Source organism: Agromyces sp. Marseille-P2726, assembly GCF_902809835.1.
Classification (GTDB): Bacteria; Actinomycetota; Actinomycetes; order Actinomycetales; family Microbacteriaceae; genus Agromyces.
Map to the genome: position 1 here is coordinate 194,555 of NZ_CADDWM010000015.1, position 25,273 is coordinate 219,827.

Genomic DNA, 25,273 nt, shown 5'->3' on the forward strand with positions numbered 1-25,273 from the left:
TGGTCGCCCGCTAGCTCTCGCCGCCGGCCGTTCCGGTCGTGCCCGCGTTCACATCGTGGAGCCGGTACTTCTCGATGGCCTGTGCGGGAACCGAGCGATCGATCTCGCCGCGCTTGGCGAGGAGTTCGAGCGTACGAACCACGACCGACGGTCCGTCGATCTTGAAGTAGCGACGGGCGGCCGGACGTGTGTCGGAGAAACCGAAGTCATCGGCGCCGAGGGTCGCGTAGTCGCCGGGCACGTAGGGCCGGATCTGATCGGGCACCGCATGCATGTAGTCGGAGACGGCGACGAACGGGCCCGCCGCACCTGAGAGCTTCTGCGTCAAGTAGGAAGTGCGCGGCTCGGCCTCGGGGTTCAGGAAGTTGTGCTCGTCGGCGGCGAGGCCGTCGCGGCGCAGTTCGGTCCAGCTCGTCACCGACCAGACGTCGGCCGACACGCCCCAGTCCTGCGCGAGCAGCTGCTGCGCCTCGATGATCCACGGCACGGCCACGCCCGACGCGAGCAGCTGAGCCTTCGGGCCCTGCGCCGTGCCCTCGGAGAGGCGGTGGATGCCGCGCACGATGCCCTCGACATCGGTGCCCTCGGGTTCGGCAGGCTGCACGATCGGCTCGTTGTAGACCGTGAGGTAGTACATGACGTTCGGATCGGGGTCGGTGCCGCCGTACATGCGCTCGAGGCCCGAGCGGACGATGTGGCCGATCTCGTAGCCGTAGGCGGGGTCGTACGACACCACCGCGGGGTTCGAGGAGGCCAGCAGCAGCGAGTGTCCGTCGGCGTGCTGCAGCCCCTCGCCGGTGAGCGTGGTGCGACCCGCGGTGGCGCCGATGAGGAATCCGCGCGCCATCTGGTCGCCGGCCGCCCACAGGGCGTCGCCCGTGCGCTGGAAGCCGAACATCGAGTAGAAGACGTAGATCGGGATCAGCGGTTCGCCCTCGGTGGAGTACGACGAGCCGATCGCGGTGAACGCCGCCAGGGCCCCCGCCTCGTTGATGCCGACGTGCAGGATCTGACCCTGTGGACTCTCTTTGTACGCGAGCAGCAGCTCGCGGTCGACCGACGTGTAGTGCTGGCCGTTCGGGTTGTAGATCTTCGCGTTCGGGAAGAACGCGTCCATGCCGAAGGTGCGGGCCTCGTCGGGAATGATCGGCACGATGCGGTTGCCGAAGTCCTTGGCCCGCATGAGGTCCTTCAGGATCCGGACGAACGCCATGGTCGTCGCGATCTCCTGGGTGCCCGAGCCCTTCTTCGCGATGGCGTAGGCGGAGTCGTCGGGCAGCGTGATCGCCGTGTGGGCCGTGCGCCGCTCCGGCAGGTAGCCGCCGAGCTGTCGACGGCGTTCGTGGATGTACTGGATCGCCTCGTCCTGGTCGCCCGGGTGGTAGTACGGCGGCAGGTACGGGTTCTCCTCGAGCTGTGCATCGGTGATGGGGATGCGCATGGTGTCGCGGAACGTCTTGAGGTTGTCGAGCGTCATCTTCTTCATCTGGTGGGTCGCGTTGCGTCCCTCGAAGCTCGGACCGAGACCATAGCCCTTGATGGTCTTCGCGAGGATGACGGTCGGCTGGCCCTTGTGCTCCATGGCCGCCTTGAACGCCGCGTACACCTTGCGGTAGTCGTGGCCGCCGCGCTTCAGACCCCAGACCTGGTCGTCGGTCAGGTCCTTCACGAGCTCGAGGGCGCGGGGGTCGCGACCGAAGAAGTTCTCGCGGACGTACGCCCCCGACTCCGCCTTGTAGGTCTGGTAGTCGCCGTCGGGCGTGACGTTCATGAGATTGCGCAGGGCGCCGTCGTGATCGCGGGCGAGCAGATCGTCCCACTCGCGACCCCACACGACCTTGATCACGTTCCAGCCGGCGCCGCGGAAGAAGCTCTCGAGCTCCTGGATGATCTTTCCGTTGCCGCGCACCGGGCCGTCGAGCCGCTGGAGGTTGCAGTTGATCACGAAGGTGAGGTTGTCGAGGCCCTCGTTCGATGCGATCTGCAGCTGTCCGCGGCTCTCGACCTCGTCCATCTCGCCGTCGCCCAGGAACGCCCAGACGTGCTGGTCCGAGGCATCCTTGATGCCTCGATTCGTCAGGTACTTGTTGGCCTGCGCCTGCCAGATCGCGTTGATCGGACCGAGACCCATCGAGACCGTCGGGAACTGCCAGAACTCGGGCATCAGGCGCGGGTGCGGGTACGACGACAGGCCGTCGGGGGCGTGCGACTTCTCTTGGCGGAAGCCGTCGAGCTGGCCGGCGTTCAGCCGTCCTTCGAGGAAGGCGCGCGCGTACATGCCGGGGGAGGCGTGGCCCTGGAAGAAGATCTGGTCGCCGCCGCCGGGGTGATCCTGGCCGCGGAAGAAGTGGTTGAACCCCACCTCGTAGAGCGAAGCGGATGACGCGTACGTCGAGATGTGACCGCCGACCGCGATGCCCGGTCGCTGCGCTCGGTGCACCAGGACGGCGGCGTTCCAGCGGATCCAGGCGCGATACCGACGCTCGAGCTCCTCGTCACCGGGGAACTCGGGCTCGTTCTCGGGAGCGATCGTGTTCAGGTAGTCGGTCGTGGGCACCATCGGCACGCCGAGGTGGAGCTCCTTCGAGCGCTTCAGCAGGCTGAGCATGATCTCGCGACCTCGCTGGTGACCCTTCGCGGCGATGAGTGCGTCGAGCGACTCGGCCCATTCGGCGGTCTCCTCGGGATCCGCGTCCATCGCCTCGACCGAGTAGGGGTCCTGGTCGTTGACAGTCACACTCGACCTCTTTCTTCAACAGATCATGTCTGCGGTGTTGGGGCGTGCGCACAGCGAGAACCGGGTCGCGGCCGGGTGGCACCACGCCATCCTAGTGAGTCTATGCCTTCGGCGTCGGGGCTAGGCTGGTTGCTCGCCCCGGGCGGAATTCCTGCGGAAGGCGACTCATGACCATCCTCGCACCCGGCGCGCCGGCGCCCGAGTTCTCCCTGTCGAACCAGCACGGGCAGCCCGTCTCTCTGGGCGGCTTCCGCGGCGCGGCATCCGTGACCATCGTGTTCTTCCCGCTCGCCTTCTCGCGCGTGTGCCAGGGCGAGCTGCGCGAGCTGCAGGACAACCCGGGCCTGTTCGCCGCGGCGGGGTCGCAGGTCGTGGCCATCTCGGTGGACTCGAAGCACGCGCTCCGCGCCTGGGCCGAGGAGCAGGGCTTCGGCTTCCCGTTGCTCTCCGACTTCTGGCCGCACGGCGACGTCGCCATGGCGTACGGCGCGTTCCTGCCCGAGCGCGGCTACGCCGGCCGCGCGACCTTCGTCGTGCGCGACGGTCTCGTGCGCGCGAGCTTCGCCACCGGACCGGGCGAACCGCGGTCGCTCGATCAGTACCGCGAGGCGCTGGCCGCGACCTGAGCGGATGCCTCGGCACGGGCTCAGTCGAGGATGCCCACCGAGCGGGCGATCACGAGCGCGAGGATGACGAACCCGCCGAAGGCCTGCAGGCCCATGAGCACCTTCATCCGGTGCCGCAGCGGCATCGCATCGCTCGCGCTGAACGCCATGGAGTTCGACAGCGAGGTGTAGAGGTAGTCGATGAACTGCGGCGTCCAGTCCATGCGCTCCGCCGAACCCTTTGCGACCTCTTCGATCGTGTCGGCATCCTCATCCTGGGAGAAACGCAGGTCTGCCGGCGGCAGCTCGGTGCGGGCCCAGCTCGTGCGCACGACCGGTCCGCCGCGATCCAGCTCCCAGTAGAGCAGCGCGAAGCCGATGACGTTCGCGACCCAGACCTGGAGCGCGGCCAGCAGGAGTCCGGGCGCATCCTGGCGTCCGGCGACGAGCTTGACCACGAGGATGACGAGGGTGATCTGGTTGACGAGCACCAGCACGAGCGCGAAGCCGACAGAGAGCATGCGCGACCACTTCGTCTGGCGCCTCAGCCGGTGCGGGTTCACGACCGAGAGCGAGATCAGCAGCGCCGCGCCCGCCGCCACCACGACGAAGCGCTGGCCGCCGACGAGCTCGTTCGGCAGGAACGCGTAGAGCGCGAGGGCGGCGAGGAGGGCGACGACGGCAGGCCACCGGTACTCGGGCTGCGCCGTGCGACTCGGATGCCGCGACACCACCTCCATGGGCGTGAGTCTATGGACACTCCGATAGCATGGGCGTGCGCCGCGCGGAGCCCTTTCCAGCTGTCGAGCGCAGGGGCCTTTAGCTCAGTTGGTAGAGCGCCACGTTTACACCGTGGATGTCGTCGGTTCGAGCCCGGCAGGGCCCACTCCTCGCTCGCTCGTCACGGCGCGAGGGCGCGGCGCATCAGGTCGACGAACACGTGGACCGGGTCGTCGTGACCGACCGGATCGTTCGGTCGCGTGATCAACCACAGATCCATCAGGTGTCCGAGCGCGCCGACGACCGCCATCAGCAGGTCGTCGGGAACGTCGGTGCGCACGGCGCCCCCCGACTGCCCGGCGGCCAGCGCCCGTGCCAGCCAGGGCGATGCCTCACGCTCGGCGTCGCGCCGTGCCGCTTCCATCGTCGGCGTCCCCGCCGCGGAGAGCCAGTCGCGCAGCAGGTTCGCCAGCTGGGGGGAAGCGGCGAGCGCGCGCGCGAGTCGTCGGCAGTGATCCTCGATCGTCGTCCAGAACGCCTCGCGGTCGGTCGCCGGCGGAACCGGGAACGGCCCGGAGCGGATGATCATCTGCTCGAGGTACGTGCGGATCACGTGCGCGTAGAGATCATCCTTCCCGTCGAAGTAGTAGTACATCGACCCCTTGGAGATGGCCGCCGCGTCGATGATGCGGTTCAGCGAGGCCGCCGCGAAGCCGTGTGCGGCGAATTCGACGAATGCAGCATCCAGGATCGCCGTTCGGCGCTCGTCGGGAAGGGCATGGAACCGAGGGCGAACCATACGTCAACCGATCGGGGCCGGCGGAAGGGTGATCGGGTCGCGCAGGCTTCGCCCCATCACCAGGTTCGCGACGGGGCGCAGCGACATCAGGCCCATCACGGTGTTCCGCAGGATCAGCTGCAGGCGATTCCTCGGAGCGAAGGCGGCTCCGAGCCCGATGGCCGCGTCCTGCTTCGCTTCGACCAGGGGCCCGAGCTGGCGCTCGTACGCCGCGAATGCCGCCCGGTGGTCGTCCGAACGCCCCAACCCGGCCGCGAGGATGTACGACTCCACCATCGCGAGCGCGGATCCCTGGCCTGCGAGGAGCGATGGACATGCCGCCGCATCCCCGACCAGCCCCACCCGACCTCGCGACCACGACGGCATCCGAATCTGGCTCGCGCGGTCGAGGTAGAACGTTCGAGCCTCGGGCATCCGCTCGAGGATGGCGGGGATCTCGCCGCCCAGGCCGTGCAGACGCCGGCGGAGCAGCTCCTGTTGTGCCGGGACATCATCGGACGGCACCGCGCCGTCGTGCCGGAAGGTGAACACGAACATCGTCGTGTCGTCGCGGAGCGAAAGGCGGAGCATCTGCATCCCGACACGGGTGTTGCTCACCGCAACCAGCTCCTCCCTCGGACGATAGCCCGCCACATCGAAGACCGCGACGGTGATGCCCAGGTACCGCTCGAATGCAGCCTCGGGGCCGAATGCCAGCCTCCGCACCTCAGAGTGAAGGCCGTCAGCGCCCACGACCAGATCGAAGTCCCGGGCAGCGCCGCTGGCGAACTCGACGTGGACTCGTTCCCCGTCGTCGCCGAGCGCTGTCACCGTCTCGCCGAAGATGGTCTCGACACTTTCCATGGACTCGTAGATCGCGGACGCCAGGTCGGAGCGGACGATGCTGACGTACCGCCCCTCGGCGTTGCCGATCACACGCCGCGGGTCGAAGTGGGCGACCCGTCGTCCGTGTTCGCTCACTTCCCGGACCTCGCGCACGAGATATCCCCGATCGAAGAGCTGAGGGACGATGCCCATGCGTTCGGCGACCTCGAACCCGGAACCCCAGAAGTCCACCAGGTAACCGCCGGCCCGCAGTTGCGGCGCCTTCTCGATCAGCGTCGGTTCATGCCCGAAGCGCCGCAGCCAGAACGCGAGTGTGGGTCCGGCGATGCCCGCGCCCACGATCAGCACTCTCATGTGACTCACCTCTAGACCGGTGGTTCGACCACTGGTCTCATCGTTGCACGCCGGATGGTGACGAGCAAGCTTCGGGATGCCGCGACGATAGGCTGGGGCCGTGCCCGCCACGCTCGCCGAGATCATGAGGACGATCGATCGACTCTGGCCGCTCGAGGGCGCCGAGCCGTGGGACGCGCCCGGTCTCGTCACCGGTGACCCGGGTGCCTCGGTCCAGCGTGTGCTGCTCGTCGTCGACGCGGTCCGCACGACGGTCGACGAGGCGATCGAGCTCGATGCCGACCTGCTGCTCGCCCACCATCCGCTCCTCCTGCGCGGCGTGACCAGCATCGCCGAAGACCGGTACAAGGGGTCGCTGCTGGCCCGGCTCATCCGCGCCGACTGCGCGCTCATCGCGGCGCATACCAACGCCGACGTCGTCGAGAGCGGCACGTCAGCGGTGCTCGCGCAGGCCCTGGGTCTGCGCGACATCCGACCGATCGTTCCCGGGGCCGACTCCGCACTCGGACTCGGACGCGTGGGGCGCCTGCCCGAACCGACGACGCTCGGGCGGCTGGCGCGACGACTCGCGGAGATCCTCCCGCCGACCGCCACGGGCGTCCGCGCCGCAGGCGGCTACGATGACCGCGTCGAGACCGTCGCACTGTGCGGCGGCGCCGGTGATTCCCTGCTCGGCCATCCCGCCGTGCAGTCTGCAGATGTGTATATCACCGCGGACCTCCGGCACCACCCGGCATCCGAGGCGCGCGAGCAGGCGCTCGTCGGTCGCGGGCCGGCGCTCATCGACGTATCGCACTGGGCGAGTGAGTGGCTCTGGCTCGATGCCGCGGCATCCGAGCTTCGCGCAGCACACCCCGAGCTCGACGTGCAGGTCAGCGAGCTCCGCACCGACCCCTGGGACTTCCAGGTCGTGCAATGATGACCCGTTCCACCCCCACGCCGACGCCGACGAGGAGCATCACGTGAAGGCCAGCCCCGCCGAGCAGCACGAGTTGCTGCGACTGCAATCGCTCGACACCCGCATGCAGCAACTCGACCACCGTCTCGGATCGCTTCCGCAGGCCGTGCCGCTCGCCGAACTGGTTCGAAGCGAAACCAGGGTGCGCGGCACCCGGGCCGAGGCGATCGGCGCGCTCGAGGATGCGCGCGCCGAGCTCGCCCGTCTGGAGTCCGACGTCGCCGTCGTCGAGGCGCGAATCGCCCGCGATCGCGACCGGCTCCAGCACACCTCCTCCACGAAGGATGTCGCCGCGCTCGAAGCCGAACTCACCGCCCTCGCGAAGCGCCTCTCCGACCTCGAGGACCAGGAGCTCGCCGTCATGGAGCGAGTGGAAGCGACCGAGTTCGCGCTCGCGGCCGTCGACGCCGAACGCGAGTCGATCGCCGCCGAGATCGCGACGCTCGAGGTGCAGCGCCGCGAGGCGGCGGCCGAGATCGCCGCCGAGCGCAAGGCGGCCGAGAAGGACCGGGCCGCCGTCGAAGCCGGGGTGCCCGCAGACCTCCTCGAGCTGTACGAGCAGCGACGCGCCCGTGGTGGCGGCGTCGGCGCCGCGCTGCTTCGCCAGCGCACCTGCGGCGGATGCACGATCACCCTCACCGGGTCCGACCTCGAACGCGTGCGCCAGGCGGCACCCGACGAGGTGCTCCAGTGTCCCGAATGCGACCGGATCCTGGTCCGAACCGACGAGTCGGGGCTCTGACTCCGACCCGATCAGCCGGGGTTCAGGCCGGGCCGGTAGTCTTGAGGGGCGAGTGGGTCGGCAAGACGGTCGCGTCGTCCGAGTGATCGGATGCCGAGGAACGTCCGGGCTCCGCAGGGCAGGACGGTGGGTAACGCCCACCCGGGGTAACCCGCGAGACAGTGCCACAGAAAGCAGACCGCCGTAGGCTCGCCTGCGGTAAGGGTGAAACGGTGGGGTAAGAGCCCACCAGCGGCCGCGGTGACGCGGTCGGCTCGGCAAACCTCGTCCGGAGCAAGGTCAGACAGGAAGCTATGGGGCGGCCCGTCCCGCTTCCGGGTGGACCGCTGGAGGGTCACGGTGACGTGACTCCGAGAGAGATGGCCGTCCAGCCGGTGTCGCGAAAGCGCCCGGTCAACAGAACCCGGCGTATCAGCCGGCCCGCTCGCACTGTGCTCGTTTCGCGCGCCGCCGCTGTGGGCGGGCCGCTCAGTGTGCCGCGAGCGAGGCCGCGCCGAGGATGCCCGCGTTGTTGCGGTGCACCGCCGGCACGATCGGCGTCTTCAGGTCGAGCAGGGGCAGGAACTGCTGGTGGTGCTTCGACACGCCGCCGCCGACCACGAACAGGTCGGGCGAGAAGAGGAACTCGACGTGCGAGTAGTAGCGCTGCAGCCGTTTCGCCCACTTCTCCCAGCTGAGCGAATCCCGCTCCATCGCCGAGAAGGCTGCTCGGGTCTCGGCATCGTGGCCGTCGAGCTCCAAGTGCCCGAGTTCCGTGTTGGGCACGAGCACGCCGTCGTAGATGAGGGCGGATCCGATCCCGGTGCCGAGCGTCGTGAGAATGACCAGGCCCTCGGCGTCAACCGCGGCGCCGTAACGGGACTCGGCGTAGCCGGCGGCATCCGCGTCGTTGATGAAGTGGATCTCGCGACCGAGCTCGCGTTCGAACAGCTCCTCTGCGTTGAGACCGATCCACTCCTCGGAGATGTTCGCCGCCGACAGGGTACGCCCGTGCTTCACGACGGCCGGGAAACAGACGCCGAGGGGCAGGATCGCGCCCTCGGCGGCGTCGATCTCGACGAGGAGCTCCCGGGCCGCCTCGAGGATGTCGTCTGGCCGCCCTCCGGCCGGTGTGGCGATCTTGCGGCGGTCTGACACGAGCTCGCCGGTGCCCAGATCGACGACCGCCCCCTTGATGCCCGTGCCTCCGATGTCGATGCCGATCGCGTGGTCAGTCGCCATGGCGCCAGACTATCGCGCGTGGAAGGTCGGCCCTTCAGGGCAACGTCAGGATCTCGGCTTCGCGGTCGGTGACGACGATCGTGTGCTCGAACTGCGCGGTGAGCGAGCGATCGCGGGTGATGACGGTCCAGTCGTCCTCCCAGACGTCCCACTCGATGCCTCCGAGCGTCAGCATGGGCTCGATCGTGAAGACCATGCCGGGCTCCATCACGGTGTCGAATTCGGGTGCGTCGTAATGGGGGATGACGAGGCCCGTGTGGAAGGCGCGGCCCACCCCGTGACCCGTGTACTCGCGCACGACGCCGTACCCGAATCGCTTCGCGTAGGCCTCGATCGCTCGTCCGATGACGTTCACCTGCCGGCCGGGGGCCACCGCACGGATGCCGCGGGCGAGCGCTTCCCGCGTGCGCTCGACGAGCAGCGCCGCCTCTTCGGACGGGCGCCCCACGAGGAACGTCTGATTCAGGTCGCCGTGGTACCCGTCGAGGTACGCGGTGACGTCGATGTTCACCAGGTCGCCGTCTTCGAGCACCGTGTCGTCGGGGATGCCGTGGCAGATCACCTCGTTGACCGACGTGCACGAGGACTTCGGGTATCCGCGGTACCCGAGCGTCGAGGGGTAGGCGCCGTGCGCGACCACGAACTCGTGGGCGATGCGGTCGAGCTCGTCGGTCGTGACGCCGGGTCGGATGGCCGCTGCCGCCGCCTCGATCGCCCGCGCCGCGATGCGCCCGGCTGCTCGGACGCGTTCGACCTCGTCGGGCGTGTACCAGTCGCCGCCGGTGTACCGAGCGGGCTTCCGGCGACCGACGTACTCGGGTCGGCGCACGGTACCCGGCACGGCGCGCGACGGCGACAGGCGTCCGGGAATCAGGTGGCCGGCGGCATCCTTGGGCATAGGATCACCCTATGGCCAGGGATGTGGAGCACCAGTTCTGGTACAACATGCGCACCGGTGAGGTGGAGCAGGGATTCGTGTCCCCGGCGCCCGACCGGGTCGGCCCGTTCCAGACGCGCGCCGAGGCCGAGCGGGCCCTCGACGTGCTGCGCGAGAACAGCGCCAAGTGGGCCGAGGAGGACGCCGCCGAGCAGTAGCCGGCCGGCTCGCGACGCTACTCGTAGCTGTGCTCGGCGTTCGGGTAGCTGCCCGACTCCACGTCGGTGCGCCATTGCTTCGCCGCAGCGCTGAGGGTGCCGGCCAGGTCGGCGTACTGCTTTACGAACTTCGGCACCCGCCCGATGGTGAGGCCCGCCCAGTCCGTCCACACGAGCAGCTGCCCGTCGGTGTGCGGGCCCGCGCCGACGCTGATGGTCGGGATGTCGAGGAGCTCGGTCACCTGCCTCGCCGCGTCGGCGGGCACCATTTCGAGGACGACCGCGAACGCGCCAGCGTCCTGCACGGCCTTCGCGTCGGCGAGGAGCTGCTCCACGCCCGCGCCCCGACCCTGGATGACGTGACCACCGAGGCCGTGCTCGCTCTGGGGAGTGAAGCCGATGTGCCCCATGACCGGGATGCCGGCCTGCACGATTCGGCGGATCTGCTTCTGGGAGCGTTCTCCGCCCTCGAGCTTGACGGCGTGCGCTCCGGTCTCCTTCATGAAGCGGACCGCCGTGTGCAGGGCCTCCTCGGGGCCGTTCTCGTATGAGCCGAACGGCATGTCTGCGATCACGAACGCGCGGGTCACCGCGCCGGCCACCGCCCGTGTCAGCGGAATGAGCTCATCGATCGTCACCGGCAGCGTCGTCTCGTGGCCGAAGACGTTGTTGCCCGCGGAATCGCCGACGAGGAGGAAGTCGATGCCCGCCTCGTCGAAGATGCGGGCGGTCAGCATGTCGTAGCTCGTGAGGCCGGTGATCTTGATGCCTTCGCGCTTGGCGTTCTGGAAGTGGCGCGTGCGGACTCGCTTCGGTCCGCCGGTCGCGGATGAACCGCCGAAGGGGTTGGTCTCGCCAGCGGAGGCGGAGGCGGGGGTGGATGATGCGTCGTTGGCGGGATGCTCGGACATGCCGCAAGTCTGGCACACGCGGCATCCGGGCTCGGCGCCCCGGCCACCCCCGAGCCGCTACCCTGAGAGGGCGAGAGAGGGTGTGGATGGATAAGCAGCGCGACTTCGTTCTCCGGACCATCGAGGAGCGAGGAGTCAAGTTCGTCAGGCTCTGGTTCACCGATGTCGTCGGCACCCTGAAGTCGGTGGCGATCGCTCCCGCCGAGGTCGAGGGCGCCTTCACCGAGGGCATCGGGTTCGACGGGTCCGCGATCGAGGGACTCAGCCGCACCTACGAGTCCGACCTGCTCGCGTTCCCCGACCCGGGCACGTTCCAGACGCTTCCGTGGCGCGGCGACGTCGATCCCACGGGCCGCATGTTCTGCGACATCACGACTCCCGACGGAGAGCCGGCCGTGGCAGACCCGCGCAACGTGCTGAAGCGAACCCTCGCGCGAGCCGCCGACCAGGGGTTCACCTTCTACACGCATCCCGAGATCGAGTTCTACCTGCTGCGGTCCTCCAAGTTCGGCGAAGACGGTCCTGTTCCGGTCGACTCGGCGGGCTACTTCGACAACGTGCCGGGCGGTACGGCCCACGACTTCCGACGCCGGTCGGTGCGAATGCTGGAAGACCTCGGCATCTCGGTCGAGTTCAGCCACCACGAGGCAGGTCCGGGCCAGAACGAGATCGACCTGCGCTACGCCGACGCGCTCACGACGGCCGACAACATCATGACCTTCCGCACCGTGGTGAAGGAGGTGGCGATCGAGGAGGGTGTCTACGCAACATTCATGCCGAAGCCGTTCTCGCAGTATCCCGGCAGCGGCATGCACACGCACCTCTCGCTCTTCGAGGGTGACACCAACGCGTTCTACGAGCCCGGCGCCCAGTACCAGCTGTCGAAGATCGGCCGGCGATTCATCGCAGGCCTGCTTCGGCACGCGAACGAGATCTCGGCGGTCACGAACCAGTTCGTGAACTCGTACAAGCGCCTCTGGGGGGGTGACGAGGCGCCGAGCTTCATCTGCTGGGGCCACAACAACCGCTCCGCGCTCGTTCGCGTTCCCCTGTACAAGCCCAACAAGGGGCAGAGCGCACGAGTCGAGTACCGCGCCATCGACTCGGCGGCGAACCCGTATCTCGCCTTCTCGCTCCTGCTCGCCGCCGGCATGAAGGGCGTTCAGGAGGGCTACGAACTGCCGCCCGAGGCCGAAGATGACGTCTGGGCCCTGACCGACAGCGAACGCCGCGCACTCGGCTTCAGCCCGCTGCCGGCCAGCCTCGACCACGCCATCGAGTTCATGGAGGAATCGGAGCTCGTCGCCGAGACGCTCGGCGAGCAGGTGTTCAACTACGTGCTCGCGAACAAGCGAGCCGAATGGCGCGAGTACCGCGCCCAGGTGACGCCGTTCGAGCTGCAGCGCAACCTCGAGATCCTCTGACCGCATCCCGATGTCACGGCCGGCGCAGTCCCTCGGACGACTCGCACGCGCGGGGTTCGCGAACCTGGAGCGTGCCGCACAGGAACTGGAGGCGCTCGCGGCAGAGACCGGTGTCGACGAAGACCAGCTCCGCGCCGCGTTCGCCTCGGCCGGCGACCCCGACGAAGCGCTGGCAGCGGTTCGGCGGATCGTAGAACGCGCGCCGCTCGAGGCCGCCGCGGTGCTGGCGCATCCGGCCTCCGCCGAGCGCATGGCGCTGCTGCTCGGGGCGTCGCGCGGATTCGCCGACTTCCTCGCGAGGCATCCCTCCGAGGTCGCCATGTTCCAGCAGGTGCCGACTCCGCCGCTCACGACCGACGACGCCCGCGCAGCGCTCCTGGCCGCGATCGACGACCTCGACGATCTCGATCGTCCCGATCGCAGCCGAGCCGACTCCTCCGAGGCGGCCGCCGCCGCAATCCGCGTCCGGTATCGGCGGCTGTTGGCCGCGATCGCCGTGTACGACCTCACTCGGCCCGACGCGATCGATGCCGTCGACACCGTCGCGTTGGGCCTGGCCGACCTGGCCGGTGCCACCCTCGATGCGGCGATCGAGGCCGCTCGACGCATTGTCTCGCGTCAGGAGGACGAGGGGGCGGCTCCGGGCCGGTATCCCGAAGCCGAGGTGCGTGCGACGCGCCTGGCCGTCATCGGCATGGGCAAGGCGGGTGCACGCGAGCTCAACTACGTCAGCGACGTCGACGTGATCTTCGTGGCGGAATCGGTCGATGAAGCCGTGGTGTCGACACCACGTGCGCTCGACATCGCGACGCGGCTCGCCGTCGTCGCGATGCGCGTGATCTCCGAGCCGGGGATCGAGCCGCCCCTCTGGGAGGTCGATCCCAACCTCCGGCCCGAGGGGAAGGACGGGGCACTCGTCCGCACGCTGGAATCGCATTTGCAGTATTACGACCGGTGGGCGAAGAGCTGGGAGTTCCAGGCACTGCTGAAGGCGCGTCCGATCGCCGGAGACCTCGAGCTCGGGACGCGATACGTCGCGGGCATCGCCCCCAAGGTGTGGGCGAGTTCGGGTCGAGACGGATTCGTCGAATCGGTGCAGCGCATGCGCGAGCGAGTGACCGAGCACATCCCCGCCGGCGAGGTCGACCTGCAACTGAAGCTCGGCCCCGGCGGACTGCGCGACATCGAGTTCACCGTGCAGCTCCTCCAGCTCGTGCACGGCGCGACCGATCCATCCATTCGGCAGTCCGGCACCCTTCCGGCGCTGGCGGCACTGGCGGAGCACGGATACGTGGGACGCGAGGAAGCGGCGAAGTTCGCGCGCGACTACCGGATCCTCCGCGTGCTCGAGCATCGGCTGCAGCTCGACCGGCTCCGGCGCACGCACCTCATGCCCGGTGGGCAGGCCGAGCTGCGCACGCTGGCCCGCTCATCGGGATTGGCCCGAACCGCCGACGAGCTCACCGCCCTGTGGCAGTCGACCAGGCAGCGAGTCCGCGGCCTGCATGAACGGCTCTTCTATCGGCCCCTGCTCTCCGCCGTGGCCGCACTGCCCGCCAGCGACCTCGAACTCACGAGCGAGCAGGCGGAGGCGCGGCTCGCGGCGATCGGATTCCGCGACCCCCGAGGCGCGCTCGCGCACATCGCGGCCCTCACGGCAGGGGTGTCGAGGCGTGCCACCATCCAGCGCCACCTCATGCCCGTGCTCATCGGCTGGTTCGCGGATGGCGCCGACCCCGATTACGGCCTGCTCGCGTTCCGGCGCGTGAGCGATGCACTCGGCGGGACGCACTGGTACCTCGGGCTGCTCCGCGACTCGTCGGATGCGGCACTGCGGTTGACGCGCGTGCTGTCGGGCTCTCGCTTCGTGGGTGAGCTGTTGGAGCGGATCCCCGAGGCAGTCGCGTGGCTCGGCGACCTCGATGAGTTGCGGCCGCGGTCGCTCGAGGCCCTCGACGACGAGAAGCGGGCCGTGCTCGGACGCCACGGCTCAGCTGATGCCGCAGCGAACGTGTTCCGCGCCATCCGACGCCGCGAGGTGCTCCGGCTCGCGCTCTCGGCGATCCTCGACGTCTGCAGTCCCGAGGAGCTCGGCCACGGACTCTCGGATGTCGCGCAGAGCCACATCGCGGGACTGCTGGCCGCGATCCGAAGTGACGAAACCGACGTGATCGAGTTCGCCGTCATCGGCATGGGTCGCTTCGGCGGTCGCGAGCTGGGCATCGCGTCGGACGCCGACGTCATCTACGTCTACCGTCCCGTGGACGAGGGCACGGAGAAGGCCCAGGCACGCGCCCTTCGCATCGTTTCCGAGCTGAAGCGCCTGAGCGACGACACACGACTGCCGTTCGAACTCGACGCAGACCTCCGACCCGAGGGTCGGAACGGGCCGGTCGCCCGGTCGCTCGAGGCGTACCGCGCCTACTACGCCAGGTGGGCCCTCACGTGGGAGGCTCAGGCGTTGCTGCGGGCCCGGCCCGTCGCCGGAGACGAGTCCCTCGTGCGCGACTTCATGGAACTCGCCGACGCGGTGCGCTATCCCGATCAGATCTCGGAGCGGGACATCCGCGAGGTGAAGCGCATCAAGGCCCGCGTCGAGAACGAGCGGTTGCCGCAGGGCGCCGATCCGACGCGACATCTCAAACTCGGCCGGGGCTCGTTGTCGGATGTCGAATGGTTCGTGCAGCTCGTGCAGCTCGAGCACGGCGCCGCCGAGCCGGCGCTGCGCACGCCGTCCACGCTCGAGGCATTGGCGGCTGCCGTCGACCACGGGTACATCTCGGGAACGGATGCCGCGACGCTGCGCGCAGCGTGGGTGTTCGCGTCGCGCGCACGGTCGGCACTCACGCTGTGGCTCGACCGCACGACCGACGTGCTGCCGGTCGAGCGCTCCCAACTCGAGGGCGTCGCACGCATCATGGGATACCCGCCCGGATCGGCGACGCGCCTCGAAGACGACTATCTGCAGGTCACCAGGCGGGCGCGCACCGTGTTCGAGCGCGGCTTCTACGGCGTCGAGCCGCGTCGCGAGCCGACGACCAGCTGACGTCAGGCGAGAAGGAGGTCGAATCGTGGACACCGTCATCCTGCTTCCGGGCATCGTCCTGCCGGCGACGGAGGCGTACACCGGCCTCCTCCAGTCCTTGAGCGGAGCTGCCGATGCGATCGCCAAGGAGCTCGAGGTGTACGCCGGCGATGAGCCGCCACCCGGATACGGGCTCGAGACCGAGATCACCGGTGTCCTCGACGTGATCGATCGACGGGGGAACGATCGCGTCCATCTCGTCGGGTACTCCGCCGGCGGCGCGGTGGCCTTCGCGTTCACCACGCGGCATCCCGACCGTGTCTCGAGCCTCGCCCTGCTCGAGCCCGCCTGGCTCGGCAACGCGGGAATTGGGCCCGGTGAACGACGGGTGCGGGAGGCCTTCGCCCGTGCGGCCACCTTGCCACCTGATCAGATGCTCGCGGAGTTCACCCGCCTCCAGCTGGCGCCTGGCGTCGAACCACCCGCCCCACCCCCGGGACCGCCTCCCGCCTGGATGCGGAAGCGGCCCGGAGGCATTCGGGCGATCCTTCGTGCGTTCGACGAGGGGGATGCGGAACTGGACGTCCTCGGCGGCTCGGGAGTGCCGGTCTACTACGCCCTCGGCAGCCGGAGCAATCCCGAGTACTTCGGCGAGATGGCGGCGCGCTGCCGATCGGGGCTTCCCGACGTCACCGTCGAGGTGTTCGACGAACGTCACCACTTCGATCCACCGCACCGCGTGGAGCCCGACCGCCTCGCCAGGTCCCTGCGAGCGTGGTGGCGGTCGCACCCGCGCGGCTGAGATCGCGGGCGCGGGTCGCAAGGTCCCTGGAAGCTAGGGCTTGCGGTCGCGGGTTGCGCTCACGCTACTCGGCCGCGAGGCTGAACGCGAGGAATACTCGCCTCTCGTCCGGCACCGCGGAACTGGGTTACACGCCGTAGTACAGCTCGTACTCGAACGGGTGGGGGCGCTGCGCCAGGGGCTTCAGCTCCTTCTCGCGCTTGTAGTCGATCCAGGTCTCGATGAGCTCCTTGGTGAACACCCCGCCCTCGAGAAGGAAGTCGTGGTCGGCCTCGAGCGCATCGAGCACCGCGTCGAGCGAACCCGGCACCTGGGGGATCGACTTCGCTTCCTCGGGCGGAAGCTCGTAGAGGTCCTTGTCGATCGGCTCGTGCGGCTCGATGCGGTTCTTGATGCCGTCGATGCCGGCCATGAGCTGCGCGGCGAAGGCGAGGTAGGGGTTGCCCGAGGCATCCGGAGCACGGAACTCGATGCGCTTCGCCTTCGGGTTGTTTCCCGTGATCGGGATTCGGATCGCCGCCGAGCGGTTGCCGGCCGAGTAGACGAGATTCACCGGTGCCTCGAAGCCCGGCACGAGGCGGTGATACGAGTTCACCGTGGGGTTGGTGAAGGCGAGGATCGCCGGAGCGTGCTTCAGGATGCCGCCGATGTACCAGCGCGCGATGTCGCTGAGCCCGCCGTAGCCGGCCTCGTCGTAGAAGAGGGGCTTGCCCTCGTTCCAGAGCGACTGGTGTGTGTGCATGCCGGAGCCGTTGTCGCCGAACAGCGGCTTGGGCATGAACGTCGCCGTCTTGCCCCACTCGCTCGCCGTGTTCTTGACGATGTACTTGAACTTCAGGATGTCGTCGGCGGCGTGCACCATCGTGTCGAACTTGTAATTGATCTCGCCCTGCCCGGCGGTGCCGACCTCGTGATGCGAGCGCTCCACCTCGAGGCCCGCGTCCATGAGCTTCAAGACGATGTCATCGCGCAGGTCGGCGTGCTGGTCGACGGGGGAGACCGGGAAGTAGCCGCCCTTGAAGGCGGTCTTGTTCGCGAGGTTGCCGCCGTCCTCCTCACGGCCGGAGTTCCAGGCGCCTTCGCTGGAGTCGATCGCGTAGAAGCTCGCGTTCTGCTTCACCTCGTAGCGCACGTCGTCGAAGATGTAGAACTCGGCCTCGGGGGCGAAGTACGCGGTGTCGGCGATACCGGTGGAGGCGAGGTACTTCTCGGCCTTCTTGGCGACCTGGCGCGGGTCCTTGCCGTAGATCTCGCCATTGCGGGGGTTGTAGATGTCGAACACCATCACGAGCGTGCGCTCGGCGCGGAACGGGTCGACGTAGGCCGTGGCGACATCCGGAATGAGTTGCATGTCGGATTCGTGGATCGATGCGAACCCGCGGATCGACGAGCCGTCGAAGAGCTGGCCGACCGTGAAGAACTCCTCGTCGACAGTCGACGCCGGGATGTTGAAGTGCTGCTGCACACCCGGGAGGTCGGTGAAGCGGATGTCGAGGAACTTGACATCGGTCTCCTTGATGAACGAGAGCACTTCGGACGAATCACTGAACATGTAACGGAATCTCCAAGGGGGGCGGGATCGGACCGACGGGCGCGGCCGGCGGTTAGCACGCTAGCGAGCCGCGATTTCCCGGCCGTGACGCCAATGTTTCGGCCATGTTACGTGCAGTCCGCGTCGGTAGACTCGACGCGTGCCTGACGCGACTCCCGAAACCACCGGCGGCCTCCGACCCAACCGGTGGCCGGGGGATCGGCTCGGGTTGCCCGAGGCCGGGCAGGGTTCCGTGGGCCGTGTGGGGCGCCGCATCGCGGCACTCGTGATCGACTGGGCGGCAGCCATGCTCATCGCCATGCTCTTCGCACCGTACGACTCGTCGGTCTACTCATGGATCACGCTCGGCATCTTCGCGCTCATGCAGGTGCTCTTCATCCCGACGATCGGCGGCAGCATCGGCCATCGCCTGCTCGGGCTGCGGGTGGTGCCGATCACGGGCGGCTGGGTCGGCCCCTGGCGGCCCATCGTGCGCACGCTGCTGCTCGTCATCGTGATCCCAGCGCTCATCTGGGATGCCGACCAGCGGGGCTTCCACGACAAGGCGGCCGGCACCGTGCTCCTGCGCTCCTGAGGGCTCCTGCTGAGGTCAGCGCATCTTGCCCCGCTGCGGGCGAACCTTCAGCGGGTCGATGCCCTTCGGAATCGGCAGCGGTGTCTGCAGGGAGTTCAGGCGGTTCGACACGGCCAGCACCTCGGGCTTGGTGAGGGTGCGCTTCGTCTTGCGGAGCGTCGCCGGAAGGCGGTGCAGCTCGACGGAGCCCTCTTCGTGGCCCACCGTGATGAGCGTGATCGGAACGTTGGGAAGCACCCGGGCGACCTTGCGCTGCTCGTCGTTGAGCATGCGCTTCGTCCGCGTGGCCGGACCCTCGCTGATGAGGGCGACACCGCCACGCCCGACCGCGCGGTAGACGGCGTCTTGAGTCTTGCCGTTCACCGCGATGGGCATCTCGTTGCCGACCCAGCCGCCCCGCAGGCCGCTGCGGAGCACGGCCCCCACCGCGCCCGGCTGGCCGTCGATCTGCGAGTAGGCCGCCCGTTCAGCTCGGCGGCCGAGGATGACGAGCGCGACGAGGATGCCGGCGAGCACGCCCGCGATGACCCAGAGGGCGATCGTGAGGCCATTGCCATCGCCGAGCCACAGGGCGAGCCCCAGGCCGACGAGCACCGGAGCGAGGAAACCGAGGAGCATGAGCCACTGCGAGCTCGGGTCGTAGCGGCGAGTCATCTGGAAGACCTGCCACATCTGCTTGATGCGGCCGGGCTCCTTGGGGGAGGACGACTTGTCCTTGGTGCGTGCCATGGACTCAAGGATACCGGCGTGGCCACCCCGCCTCCGACCGCGTTCACCGAGGGCGGAGGCGGCGATCCGACTCGTCCTCGACAGGGCGCGCTTCCAATCGCAACTTCCACCGAGCACACGTCCGGGGGATGGCAATCCAGGTGGATTGGAAAGCTCCAACCATGACTTCCAGCCGGAATCGAGCACGCACTCCGCGCTCCGAGCCGGTCTCCCGCCCGCCGCTCGAGGGACGGCTCGCCGGCTACCGGCTCATCCGCAGGATCGCGACCGGCGATCGCGCCGACGTCTACCTCGCCGTCGCCGATGTCGATCCGGCAACCGGATCAGCGGACGGCGCATCGGCGCCCCCACAGCCGATCGTCGCGGTGCGAATCTACGGACCGGAGGCCGACGAGGCGAGCATCACGACCGAGGTCGAGGCGATGTCGACCGATGCCACGGGCACGCTCCCACGGCTCGTCGACGTCGCGACGCTCGCCGATGGGCGGTGCTGCATCATCGTGGAACGCATCGGCGGACCCTCGCTCTCCCGCCTCCTCGTCGAACGGACGATCGCTCCGGGCGAAGCGGTCACGATCCTCGCACCCATCATCGCGGCGGTCGCCGAGCTCGCCCGGCAGGGTTTCGCCCACGCACGGCTGGCCGCGAGCGACATCTTCCTCGACGACCGGGGCCGACCACGACTCATCGGGCTGGGTGAGCTCCGGCGCATGCCGCCGTCGGCAAAGGCAGCCGAGCGCGTCGTCCTGCACCGGGTGGCCCACGAGGCGCTCGCTGAGCTCGTCGAGCACGTGGCGGCATCCGTCAGCCCGGCGAACACGCTCGACGGCGTCATCGCGCTCCTTCGAGCTCGACTCGATGCGCGCCCCTTCGTCCCGTGCGAGATCGAGGTGGAGCGTGCGCTCTTCGCGGCGGCGCGACCTGAGCCGGTCGGCGGCATGAGCGCACGAGCCCTTGCGCCACGATTGCCGGCGCGGGTCACGGCACCCCACGACTTCGAGGCCGGTTCCCCGGCCGACACCGACCCTCAGCCATCCGTCGGTGCCGGCGGGCGGCGTGCTGGGCTCCGCCAGGTCCTCGCACTCGCCGAGTTGCCGAACGGGATCTCCGACAGGCTGGCGGATGCCGCTGATGCTGACCACGTCGCCGGGCTGCGTCGGCGAATGACCGGGTTCCTCCGCCGGCGAGGCCGCGCTGCCGCGGTCGGAACACTCCTCGGGGGCGGGGCACTCGTGCTCATGCTCACCCTCGTTCCGCCGGCCACGGCGGGCGTCGAACGGCTTCCCGGGGCCGACGCCGCACCCGCTGCAACTCCGTCCGGCGAGGCGTCGCAGCCGTCGGCGCCCGACACGTCTGGGCCGACCGCGGTGACGGAGTCGATCGAACCGACCGTCGAGGTACCCGATGATCCGGTCGTCGCCGCGCGTCGCCTTCTGGAGCAACGGGAGGTGTGCTTCGCGACCCTCGACATCACCTGCCTCCAGTCCGTGGTGCAGGCAGGGTCATCGATCGAGGCACGCGATCGCGCGTCGATCCAGGACGCCCGCGATGGATCAGTCGCGCTCGAGCCCGAGTTCGACCTCACGAGCATCGAGGTGGCAGCCGAGATGGGGGCGGCTGTACTCCTGCGGGTCCCTCGCACGGTGGCGGAACGCGAACCGGCCTCCCTCCTCGTGGTGAGGGGGGAGGCCGGATGGCGTCTGCGTGAGCTGTTCGACTAGATGCCGAGCTGCGACTCGAAGTCGCCCTCCTCGAGGCGCTCCTTGACCGCCGTGAGGAAGCGGGCGGCGTCGGCCCCGTCGATGATGCGGTGGTCGTACGAGAGGGCGAGGTACACCATCGAGCGGATGGCGATCGCGTCCTCTCCGTCCTGCTTGACGACGACCGGACGCTTCACGACGATGCCGGTGCCGAGGATCGCCGACTGCGGGAGGAAGACGACCGGAGTGTCGAACAGCGCTCCGCGCGAACCGGTGTTCGTGAGCGTGAACGTGCCGCCAGACAGTTCGTCTGGCTTCAGCTGGTTGTTGCGCGTGCGATCGGCGAGATCCGCGATCTGCGCCGCGAGGCCGGCGATGTCGAGTTCACCGGCGTCTCGGATCACGGGAGTCAGCAGCCCGCGCTCGGTGTCGACCGCGATGCTCAGGTTCTCGGATGCCGGATAGACGATGTCCTGCCCGTCGACGGTGGCGTTGATGATGGGGTAGGCGCGCAGCGCTTCGGCAGCGGCCATGGCGAAGAACGGCAGGAAGGAGAGCTTGTTGCCCGTCTTCTGGAGGAACGCGTCCTTCGTGCGTTCGCGCAGCCGTGCTACGCGGGTGACGTCGACCTCGACGACCGTGGTCAGCTGTGCGGTCGAGGTCATCGACACGACGGCCCGTTCGGCGACGACCTTGCGCAGGCGCGTCATCGGAACCGTCGTTCCTCGCAGGGGCGAGGTCTCGAGGGGCGTGCGGGCCGGCTTGGCCTCTGCTGCAGGTGCCGCAGGTGCGGCCTGAGCCGACAGCACATCCTGCTTGCGGATGCGACCGCCGACGCCGGTGCCGGTGACACTGGCCAGGTCGACTCCCTGCTCGTTGGCGAGCTTGCGGACGATCGGCGTGACGTAGCCGCTGGGGCCGGCGTGCGCTCCTGAGGGCGCCGCGGCGGCCCCCGCGGCCACGTCACCCCGATCGTCCGCCAACCCGCCAACGAGCAGGGAGTCGACCCGGCCCGTGTCACCCGCCCCCGCCGCGGCGGGCGCACCCCCCAGAAGGAGGGGCTGGCGGCCCCGGGCCCCCCCCCGGCGCCCCCAGCAGAGGCCACAGGCGCGGGCGCTGCTTCAGGCGCAGGCGCTGCCTGGGGTGCGGGTGCTGCTTCGGGAGCGGCGGCTGCTGCTTCGGCAGCGGGCGCTGCCGCCTCGGGCGCCGGAGCGGCTTCGGCCTGGGCGGCGCCGGTGCCGTCACCGATGGTGACGAGGGCCGTGCCGACCTCGACCGTCTCGTCCTCCTGGACGAGGATGGCCTCGACAACGCCGGCGATCGGCGATGGGATCTCGGTGTCGACCTTGTCGGTCGACACCTCGAGCAGCGGCTCGTCGACCTCCACACGGTCGCCGACGTTCTTCAGCCAGCGGGTGACCGTGCCCTCCGTGACACTCTCACCGAGTGCGGGGAGGCTGACGGATTCGCTCATTCGATTGTCTCCTTCACAGCGTCTGACGCTTTCTACCTTATTGCAGTCGTGTTCGAGGGCGCCGGGTCAGAGCGCGTGCAGCGGCTTGCCCGCGAGCTTCAGGAACGCCTCGCCGAGCGCCTCGTTCTGCGTGGGGTGCGCGTGGATGAACGGCGCGATGTCCTCGGGGTAGGCCTCCCAGTTCACCGCGAGCTGCGCCTCGCCGATGAGCTCGCCGACGCGAGCACCGATCATGTGGACGCCGACGACGGGCCCGTCGTTCACACGCACGACCTTGATGGATCCGCTGGTCTCGAGGATGTGGCTCTTGCCGTTGCCCGCCAGGTTGTAGTCGTACGCCAAGACCTGGTCGGCGCCGTACTTCTCCGCGGCGCGCGCCTCGGTGTAACCGATCGATGCGATCTCGGGGTCGCAGTAGGTGACCTTCGGGATGTTGACGTCGTCGACCACGATCGGGTTGAGGCCCGCGATCTCCTCGGCGACGAAGATGCCCTGCTGGAACCCGCGATGCGCGAGCTGCAGACCCGGCACGATGTCACCGACCGCGTAGATTCCGGGAACGTTCGTGGCGAGGCGTTCGTCGGTGATCACGAAGCCGCGGTCGACGGTGACACCCGCCTCCTCGTACCCGAGACCCTGTGTCGCCGGGCCGCGCCCGACCGCGACGAGCAGCAAGTCGGCTTCGACGGTCTCGCCGCTCTCGAGCGTCACCACGACACCCTCGTCGTTCTGCGTCACGCCCTGGAAACGCACGCCGAGCTTGTACTCGATACCGCGCTTGCGGAACGCGCGCTCGAGCTGCTTCGACACCGACTCCTCTTCGTTGGGAACGAGGTGGGGGAGCGCCTCGATGATCGTGACGTCGGCGCCGAAGGACTTCCACACGCTCGCGAACTCGACCCCGATGACGCCGCCGCCGAGGACGGCGACCTTGTTCGGCACGAAGTCGAGCTCCAGCGCCTGCTCACTGGTGATGACGCGACCGCCGATCTCGAGACCCGGAAGCGAGCGGGAGTACGAGCCCGTTGCGAGGATGACGTTCTTGCCGACCAGGCGGTCGTCGCCGACCTGCACGGCATTCGGGGCGACCAGTCGCCCCTCGCCTTCGATGACCGTGATGCCGCGCGCCTTGACCAGGCCCTGCAGCCCCTTGAACTTGCTTGCGACGATGCTCTCGCGGTACGCGGTGACGCCGGCGACGTCGATGCCCTCGAACGCCGAGCGAACGCCGAACTTCGACGACTCACGGGACTGGTCGGCGACCTCGGCGGCGTGCAGCAGCGCCTTGGTGGGGATGCACCCGCGGTGCAGGCACGTACCGCCCAGTTTGTCCTTCTCGACCAACCCGACGGTGAAACCGAGCTGGACGGCACGCAGCGCTGCCGCGTACCCCCCGCTACCGCCACCGAGGATGACAATGTCAAAGTTCTGCTCGGACAACCGGGATCTCCCTCGCGCAAGGTCTGCGTCACGGACTGCCCGCGTCGTGGCTGGGCAGGGTGCACGGGCGCCGTTCGCGCCCATATGACCTTACTACCCCGCTGCGAGGTCCTCGCCCAGCCGCACGAGCGTGCGTCCCGCCACGCCGGTGCCCCCTGAGCCGGTGAAACCCCATGCTGCGCCGCTGTTGTTCGCGGGGCCCGCCACGTCGAGGTGCGCCCACGGAATCCGCTCATCCGAGTCCGGCCGGGTGCCGATGAACTCCTGCAGGAAGACGCCGGCGAGGAGCATGCCGGGCACGGTCACCCCCAGCTTCGTGTTGGCGAGGTCCGCGACATCCGACTTCAACAGGCTGCGCAGCTCCTGGGGGAGCGGCATCGGCCAGACCGCCTCGTCGACGGCGTCGGCGGCGGCACGGACACGCGCGACCAGGCTTTCGTCGCCCATCAGGCCCGCGATCCGGTGTCCGAGGGCGACGACCTGGGCGCCCGTCAGCGTCGCGACGTCGACGATGGCGTCGGGCTGTTCATCACTCGCCGCGGCGAGCGCGTCGGCCATCACGAGCCGCCCCTCGGCGTCGGTGTTCAGCACCTCGACGGTGGTTCCGCCGTGGATCCGGAGCACATCGTTGGGACGGACGGCCCGGCCGGAGGGCATGTTCTCGGCAAGGCACAGCCAGCCGGTGACGCGGACCGGCACCGCCAGTTCGGCGAGCGCCAGCATCGACGCGAGCACCGCGGCGGCGCCGGCCATGTCGGTCTTCATGCCGACCATCGACGCGAACGGCTTCAGCGAGAGGCCGCCGGAGTCGAACGTGATGCCCTTGCCGACGAGCGCGAGATGAGTGGATGCCCCGGCTGGCGCATACTCCAACCGGACGAGCCGCGGCCCGCGGCTCGAACCCCGCCCGACGGCGAGGATGCCGCCGAAGCCGTCGGCCTCGAGCGCCTCCTCGTCCCAGACCCTGGACGCCAGGCCCGCGGCATCCGCCAGCTCCACAGCGATCTCGGCGAACCGCTCGGGGAACAGGTCGAGCGGGGGAGTGTTGACGAGGTCCCTGGTGCGAGCGACGGCGTCGGCGATGGAACGGATCCGATCGAGCCCGACCTGGTGCCCGGTGTGCATCGTGATGCTCGTGACCGGCGACTTCGCGTCGGAGCGGTAGTCGGCGAAGGAGTAGGCGCCGAGGGCCGCACCCTCGAGGAGCGCCTCCGCGCTCTCGCCGTCGTCCGCCGGAACCGCGATCGCGAGCGACTCGGCGCCCGCGAGTTGGCGCGTCGCGCTTCCGGCCGCAAGACGCAGGCTCGCGGCATCCGCCCGCTCGCCGACGCCGATCACGGCGACCAGGGCGGGCCCTCCGTGAAGAGAGGGAAGGCGGGTGAGCTCGTCGGCCGCGCCCTTCGCGCCGAGCGTCGCGAGCAGGGGAGCGACCCACTCGTACCCGTCCGCGGCCAGGAGCGCGGGCCCCTCGGAGCCGCTTCGAGCAGCGAGTAGCACGACGTCGGCGTCGGACTCGGTGGCGGGGGAAGGGGAGGTTGCAAGGTCGGGGACGGTCATGCAGCCGATGGTACGTGTTCGCTGTGGGC

General features: G+C 69.1%; 20 protein-coding genes, 1 tRNA gene, 1 other RNA gene and 1 pseudogene. 11 read left to right on the forward strand and 12 right to left on the reverse strand.

The window, feature by feature from the left end:
* Nucleotides 1-10: 10 nt before the first annotated feature.
* On the reverse strand, nt 11-2,737 hold the full coding sequence (gene aceE / locus HUS56_RS13525) for a pyruvate dehydrogenase (acetyl-transferring), homodimeric type (protein WP_173923955.1): 2,727 nt from the start codon (nt 2,735-2,737) through the stop codon (nt 11-13).
* A gap of 167 nt (nt 2,738-2,904) precedes the next feature.
* Between aceE and HUS56_RS13530 the strand changes: the two genes are divergently transcribed.
* Nucleotides 2,905-3,363 carry a peroxiredoxin gene (locus HUS56_RS13530; protein ID WP_305792493.1) on the forward strand — a complete coding sequence of 153 codons (459 nt, stop codon included), beginning with the start codon at nt 2,905-2,907 and terminating at the stop codon, nt 3,361-3,363.
* A 20-nt stretch (nt 3,364-3,383) separates the two neighbouring features.
* Here the strand turns inward: HUS56_RS13530 and HUS56_RS13535 are convergent, their stop codons facing one another.
* Nucleotides 3,384-4,082 carry a hypothetical protein gene (locus HUS56_RS13535; RefSeq protein ID WP_254431461.1) on the reverse strand — a complete coding sequence of 233 codons (699 nt, stop codon included), beginning with the start codon at nt 4,080-4,082 and terminating at the stop codon, nt 3,384-3,386.
* A gap of 73 nt (nt 4,083-4,155) precedes the next feature.
* Between HUS56_RS13535 and HUS56_RS13540 the strand changes: the two genes are divergently transcribed.
* A tRNA-Val gene (locus tag HUS56_RS13540) sits at nt 4,156-4,228 on the forward strand.
* Nucleotides 4,229-4,243: 15 nt separating this feature from the next.
* Here HUS56_RS13540 and HUS56_RS13545 read toward each other — a convergent pair.
* Both HUS56_RS13545 and HUS56_RS13550 read right to left on the reverse strand, forming a co-directional pair.
* Nucleotides 4,244-4,861, reverse strand: a complete 618-nt coding sequence (locus HUS56_RS13545) for a TetR/AcrR family transcriptional regulator (protein ID WP_173923956.1) — start codon at nt 4,859-4,861, stop codon at nt 4,244-4,246.
* A 3-nt stretch (nt 4,862-4,864) separates the two neighbouring features.
* On the reverse strand, nt 4,865-6,040 hold the full coding sequence (locus HUS56_RS13550) for an FAD-binding domain (protein ID WP_173923957.1): 1,176 nt from the start codon (nt 6,038-6,040) through the stop codon (nt 4,865-4,867).
* A gap of 100 nt (nt 6,041-6,140) precedes the next feature.
* Between HUS56_RS13550 and HUS56_RS13555 the strand changes: the two genes are divergently transcribed.
* The 3 genes from HUS56_RS13555 to rnpB all read left to right on the forward strand — a co-directional run bounded on the left by HUS56_RS13555 (nt 6,141) and on the right by rnpB (nt 8,167).
* Nucleotides 6,141-6,959: a Nif3-like dinuclear metal center hexameric protein gene (locus HUS56_RS13555; protein ID WP_254431462.1), complete on the forward strand. Its 819-nt coding sequence runs from the start codon at nt 6,141-6,143 to the stop codon at nt 6,957-6,959.
* A gap of 43 nt (nt 6,960-7,002) precedes the next feature.
* Nucleotides 7,003-7,740 (forward strand): zinc ribbon domain-containing protein, encoded by a 738-nt coding sequence (locus HUS56_RS13560; RefSeq protein ID WP_173923958.1) that lies wholly within the window; start codon nt 7,003-7,005, stop codon nt 7,738-7,740.
* Between the two features lie 53 nt (nt 7,741-7,793).
* Nucleotides 7,794-8,167: RNase P RNA component class A (rnpB, locus tag HUS56_RS13565), an RNA gene on the forward strand.
* Between the two features lie 41 nt (nt 8,168-8,208).
* Here rnpB and ppgK read toward each other — a convergent pair.
* Entirely contained in the window at nt 8,209-8,961 is a 753-nt protein-coding gene (gene ppgK, locus HUS56_RS13570; RefSeq protein ID WP_173923959.1) for a polyphosphate--glucose phosphotransferase, read from the reverse strand.
* A gap of 34 nt (nt 8,962-8,995) precedes the next feature.
* Nucleotides 8,996-9,859, reverse strand: a complete 864-nt coding sequence (gene map, locus HUS56_RS13575) for a type I methionyl aminopeptidase (RefSeq protein WP_173923960.1) — start codon at nt 9,857-9,859, stop codon at nt 8,996-8,998.
* A gap of 11 nt (nt 9,860-9,870) precedes the next feature.
* Between map and HUS56_RS13580 the strand changes: the two genes are divergently transcribed.
* Complete coding sequence (locus tag HUS56_RS13580) at nt 9,871-10,056, forward strand: SPOR domain-containing protein (RefSeq protein WP_173923961.1); 186 nt, start codon at nt 9,871-9,873, stop codon at nt 10,054-10,056.
* Nucleotides 10,057-10,073: 17 nt separating this feature from the next.
* On the opposite strand, the gene panB is transcribed toward HUS56_RS13580, so the two are convergent.
* Nucleotides 10,074-10,967, reverse strand: coding sequence for a 3-methyl-2-oxobutanoate hydroxymethyltransferase (gene panB, locus HUS56_RS13585; protein ID WP_173923962.1), 894 nt, complete (start codon nt 10,965-10,967; stop codon nt 10,074-10,076).
* 86 nt (nt 10,968-11,053) lie between these two features.
* Between panB and HUS56_RS13590 the strand changes: the two genes are divergently transcribed.
* Genes HUS56_RS13590 through HUS56_RS13600 form a run of 3 tightly spaced genes read left to right on the forward strand, consistent with a single transcriptional unit; the run spans nt 11,054 to nt 16,218 of the window.
* Nucleotides 11,054-12,391 carry a glutamine synthetase family protein gene (locus HUS56_RS13590; protein WP_173923963.1) on the forward strand — a complete coding sequence of 446 codons (1,338 nt, stop codon included), beginning with the start codon at nt 11,054-11,056 and terminating at the stop codon, nt 12,389-12,391.
* 10 nt (nt 12,392-12,401) lie between these two features.
* Nucleotides 12,402-15,437: a bifunctional [glutamine synthetase] adenylyltransferase/[glutamine synthetase]-adenylyl-L-tyrosine phosphorylase gene (locus HUS56_RS13595; RefSeq protein WP_173923964.1), complete on the forward strand. Its 3,036-nt coding sequence runs from the start codon at nt 12,402-12,404 to the stop codon at nt 15,435-15,437.
* 25 nt (nt 15,438-15,462) lie between these two features.
* Nucleotides 15,463-16,218 carry an alpha/beta fold hydrolase gene (locus HUS56_RS13600; RefSeq protein WP_173923965.1) on the forward strand — a complete coding sequence of 252 codons (756 nt, stop codon included), beginning with the start codon at nt 15,463-15,465 and terminating at the stop codon, nt 16,216-16,218.
* A 127-nt stretch (nt 16,219-16,345) separates the two neighbouring features.
* On the opposite strand, the gene glnA is transcribed toward HUS56_RS13600, so the two are convergent.
* Nucleotides 16,346-17,770: a type I glutamate--ammonia ligase gene (glnA, locus tag HUS56_RS13605; RefSeq protein ID WP_173923966.1), complete on the reverse strand. Its 1,425-nt coding sequence runs from the start codon at nt 17,768-17,770 to the stop codon at nt 16,346-16,348.
* Between the two features lie 139 nt (nt 17,771-17,909).
* Between glnA and HUS56_RS13610 the strand changes: the two genes are divergently transcribed.
* Nucleotides 17,910-18,344, forward strand: coding sequence for an RDD family protein (locus HUS56_RS13610; protein ID WP_173923967.1), 435 nt, complete (start codon nt 17,910-17,912; stop codon nt 18,342-18,344).
* A gap of 15 nt (nt 18,345-18,359) precedes the next feature.
* Here the strand turns inward: HUS56_RS13610 and HUS56_RS13615 are convergent, their stop codons facing one another.
* Complete coding sequence (locus HUS56_RS13615; RefSeq protein ID WP_173923968.1) at nt 18,360-19,073, reverse strand: DUF4191 domain-containing protein; 714 nt, start codon at nt 19,071-19,073, stop codon at nt 18,360-18,362.
* A gap of 161 nt (nt 19,074-19,234) precedes the next feature.
* Here HUS56_RS13615 and HUS56_RS13620 point away from each other — a divergent pair, with 161 nt between their 5' ends.
* Nucleotides 19,235-20,794: a hypothetical protein gene (locus tag HUS56_RS13620; protein WP_173923969.1), complete on the forward strand. Its 1,560-nt coding sequence runs from the start codon at nt 19,235-19,237 to the stop codon at nt 20,792-20,794.
* Here the strand turns inward: HUS56_RS13620 and sucB are convergent.
* From sucB to HUS56_RS13635, 3 genes and pseudogenes are all read right to left on the reverse strand, one after another.
* A pseudogene (gene sucB, locus HUS56_RS13625) lies at nt 20,791-22,247 on the reverse strand (2-oxoglutarate dehydrogenase, E2 component, dihydrolipoamide succinyltransferase). The gene HUS56_RS13620 and the pseudogene sucB overlap by 4 nt on opposite strands.
* 66 nt (nt 22,248-22,313) lie before the next feature.
* Nucleotides 22,314-23,687: a dihydrolipoyl dehydrogenase gene (lpdA, locus tag HUS56_RS13630; protein WP_173923970.1), complete on the reverse strand. Its 1,374-nt coding sequence runs from the start codon at nt 23,685-23,687 to the stop codon at nt 22,314-22,316.
* 93 nt (nt 23,688-23,780) lie between these two features.
* A complete protein-coding gene (locus HUS56_RS13635; RefSeq protein WP_173923971.1) occupies nt 23,781-25,244 on the reverse strand; it encodes a leucyl aminopeptidase in 1,464 nt (487 codons plus the stop codon).
* Between the last annotated feature and the right edge of the window lie 29 nt (nt 25,245-25,273).